The 3,604-nt window shown below is 63.4% G+C and carries 3 protein-coding genes and 1 pseudogene; 2 read left to right on the top strand and 2 right to left on the bottom strand.

Annotated elements, in window-relative coordinates; translation table 11 throughout:
- Positions 1 to 338 (top strand): annotated as a pseudogene (locus DBR24_RS16110) (FAD-dependent oxidoreductase); the annotation flags it as partial.
- Positions 339 to 360: 22 nt separating this feature from the next.
- Here DBR24_RS16110 and DBR24_RS16105 read toward each other — a convergent pair.
- A complete protein-coding gene (locus DBR24_RS16105; protein ID WP_128615257.1) occupies positions 361 to 1,743 on the bottom strand; it encodes a type VI secretion system Vgr family protein in 1,383 nt (460 codons plus the stop codon).
- Positions 1,744 to 1,965: 222 nt separating this feature from the next.
- Here DBR24_RS16105 and DBR24_RS16100 point away from each other — a divergent pair, with 222 nt between their 5' ends.
- Positions 1,966 to 2,670: a YebC/PmpR family DNA-binding transcriptional regulator gene (locus tag DBR24_RS16100; protein ID WP_123462334.1), complete on the top strand. Its 705-nt coding sequence runs from the start codon at positions 1,966 to 1,968 to the stop codon at positions 2,668 to 2,670.
- A 102-nt stretch (positions 2,671 to 2,772) separates the two neighbouring features.
- Here DBR24_RS16100 and DBR24_RS16095 read toward each other — a convergent pair.
- On the bottom strand, positions 2,773 to 3,604 hold an 832-nt coding region (locus tag DBR24_RS16095), incomplete at its 5' end, for a protein kinase family protein (protein ID WP_146189062.1).

Raw genomic sequence — 3,604 nt, 5'->3', positions numbered from 1 at the left:
CGGTCACCGGTCTGCCGTTTTTCGGCCAGATGAGCCACAGCGGTAACGTCTTCTACGGTTTTGGCTATTCCGGCAGCGGCGTCGGCCCGTGCCATATGGGCGGGCAGATTCTCGCCTCGCTGGTGCAGGGGCTGGATAACCCGTGGACACGCTCACCGCTGGTCAACGGGCCGTTGGGCTATTTCCCGCCGGAGCCGATTCGTTACCTCGGCTCCTTGATGGTGCGCAACGCCATCCGCCGCAAGGAACGCGCCGAGGATCACGGTCGCCGGCCACGGCATCTGGATGTGCGCCTGGCCAGGTTTGCCGCGGCGGCGGGCAAGGCCGATAAAGGCTGACCACCCCTCCTGCAGGAAGAGGTCAGGGTGCATTCATTAGCCAGTCGAGCAGCAAGTCGTCGTTGTGCGTGATGTCCCGGGGCGGGGGCTGACGTGAATCGGCGAGGCACAGGATCGGCCGGTCGGGATCGCCGTCGAGGAAACTCACCCATACCTCGCTGCCGGCGCAGGGCAAATCGTCGGCGCAGATGCGGCTACTGGCGCGGGTCATGGCGATGGGCAGCCACAGCTTGGCGCTCGCGTCGCAGGGTTCACCGTGCTCGGGCCAGAGCGTGACAGCCATGCGGCCGTGCTCGTCGAGTTGCGCCGGTCGCCCCGGTATTCCCGACACCTGCGCCAGGTGATAGCCGGCAATCCCGGGGCGCCGCTGCTTGAGTGGCGGACGGAAATCGGTTGACCAGGGCTGCGCGGTGAAGTCGTTGTAATAACGGTGTGTGGTCGAGGCCGGTTCGAGTATCGACGGGTGCTGCCCATGATGTTGCAGGTGAGTGATCAGCCATTGTTCGTTGAATTGGCTGAGCGGGTGTTCCAGCACTTGCAGCAAATGCCCGCTGAGCAAACTCACGCAGTCGCTGCGACCGTGAACCGAGCGCTGCTGACAGCGTTGCCGTTCCAGGTGCCGACGACTGCGTTGCTCGGCATGGCGTTGTGCCGGTGAAGTGGATAACGGCTGCGGATTCGTCGCGGTCTGATTGGCCGCCGCCTCACCGCCCGCCTGCTGGCCGCGATTGCGCACGGCATGCAGGGGCACAACGGGCGCGCCATGATGCTGCTGATACAGCGAACTGATCCGGGGTGACGGAGTCGGCTCATCGGCCCCGAACGGCAGCAACGTGGGCGACTGCGGCAGGCTCAGGCTGTCGTCGGCAAACACCACGACATGGCCATCCGGCCGGTGTTCGAAATGGTAGTGGATGCCTTCTTCTTCGCACAGGCGCTGCAACAACGCCAGATCGCTTTCCTCGTACTGAATGCAAAACGGCCGCACCGGGTAATGGCCCACGGTCGTTTCAATCCGGTAATTGCCGCTCGGCAGCGCGTTTTCGAGTAACCGCTGGAGAATCTGCGGCACGCTCAGTTGCACGAAGACCCGGCGTTTGCCCGGCGCTGCCAGCCCGTGCAGGTGCGGCACCAGCTCCAGTCGGTAGCCGACCCGGTGCGTGCCGCGATGTTCGCAGCTGGCGCTGTGGATCACGCCGTGAACCCCGTGTCGTGAGTCAAGGCGCAGAAAGGCCTGTTGCTGCAACAGCGCTCCCGGCGGTATCGCGGGGGCGAGGCCGATCAGTTCGACGTCGAAACGATAAGGCTGGTTGAGGGCCTCTTCGCCGTCGAAGCGCAATACCGGCAGGATCAACCCGCTGGTGGTCAGGGTCAGGGTGAAGGGACTTTCCTTGTCATTGAGCATTCGCACGGGCTCTGTCAGGCGAAACGAAGCTCAGAGGGTACGAAACCACAGCGCTGATGGGGCAGGTTAAAGCTGCTTTTCAGAATCGCCCTACAAGGTGTGGTGAAGATCTCGATTTCGCAGGACGATTTTTTTGGTCGATTGACGACTTTAGGCCGTATAAACTTGGCGCCACGCGTCGGCCAATAGATGTCTCGGCGCCACAGATCAAGAGAGTGAGTAATGGGCGCACAGTGGAAGGTTAAACACAAAGAAGCGGCAGCCAACGCCAAGGGCAAGATCTTCGGCAAACTGGTGAAGGAAATCACCATCGCTGCCCGCAACGGTGCCGATACCGCCACCAACGCACACCTGCGTCTGGTGGTTGAACAGGCCAAGAAAGCCTCGATGCCGAAGGAAACCCTGGACCGCGCCATCAAGAAAGGCGCGGGCCTGTTGGGCGAGACCGTGCAGTACCATCGCGTGACCTACGAAGGGTTTGCCCCGCACCAGGTGCCGCTGATCGTCGAATGCGTCACCGATAACATCAACCGCACCGTCGCCGAGATTCGCGTGGCGTTCCGCAAGGGTCAACTGGGCGCCTCCGGCTCCGTGGCCTGGGACTTCAACCACGTCGGGATGATCGAAGCGTCGCCGGACACTCCGGACGCCGACCCGGAAATGGCCGCGATCGAAGCCGGAGCCCAGGATTTCGAAGCCGGCGAAGACGGCGCGACCCTGTTCCTGACCGACCCGACCGACCTCGACGCCGTGCAGAAAGCCCTGCCGGAGCAGGGTTTCACCGTGTTGTCGGCCAAGCTGGGTTACCAGCCGAAGAACCCGGTCAGCGGCCTGAGCGACGAGCAGATGGCTGAAGTCGAAGCGTTCCTGGAAGGCCTCGACAACCACGATGACGTGCAGGACATGTTCGTCGGCCTGGCTGGCTGATTGGTTGTAGCAGTAAGTGCCTCATCGTGAGCCGGCTCGCTCCCACCGTTGCAATGCATTCCAAGGTGGGAGCGAGCGGGCTCGCGATTGACCGCGCAGCGGTCACTGCTTCGCCAATACCTCGATGACTTCACTGAAGCCCGGCCGCGCCAGCACATCTGCCTGACAGCAGCGCCGCTCCAGATCTTCCAGCACGACGCGCCGTTCATCACTCAGGCCCGAGTCGATGCGCGCCAGCAGTTCCCCCAGCAAGACGCCGAACGCCCGCACTTCGAGGCGTTGCAGTGCGCGGGTTTCCAGGGTGTCGGTGGTGGCATGAAACGACGCCGCACCGAAATCCCCGAGCAGGCAGTCACCGTGCTCGTTCAACAAAATATTGTGTCCGTACAGATCACCGTGGGTGATGCCTTGCCGGTGCAGGTGTTCCGCCGCCGACGCCACGCCTTGGGCAATGCGCAACGCCACGTTGGCGCTGAACCGGCAATCCTCGGCGTAAACATCCCGAGAGCACGACGCCAGGCTCGGCAGACTCGCGAGGTTGCGGTAGCTCGGGTCGATCAGTTGCATCACCAGCCCTTGCTGGTCGTCGGGGTGGGCGCCGATGCGACCTTCCACCCGAATCAGATTGGGGTGCAGCCCGGCGGTGATGCAGGCATTCATTTCGTGCAGCGGCGAGCCGTCGCTGGTCATCTCGCCTTTGTACAGTTTCACCGCCACCGGTTGCGCTGCACCGTCGTCGCGCTGCCAGAGCGCCCGGGAAATCACCCCGGAAGCGCCTTCGCCCAGTTGTTGTTCCAGGCGCAGCGCCGACCAGTCGATCGACGGCGTGGCATCCAGGGCGCTGGCGTCTGCCTCGGTTTCCAGCGGGTTACCGGCGTAGGCCAGCCAGGTCAGGCTCGGCAGCGTCAATAGCCACTGCGGCAGTTCGGTCAAC

The sequence above is a fragment of the Pseudomonas sp. HMWF006 genome (assembly GCF_003061205.1).
GTDB classification, from domain to species: Bacteria; Pseudomonadota; Gammaproteobacteria; order Pseudomonadales; family Pseudomonadaceae; genus Aquipseudomonas; species Aquipseudomonas monsensis.
This window is presented reverse-complemented; position numbering and strand designations above follow the sequence as displayed.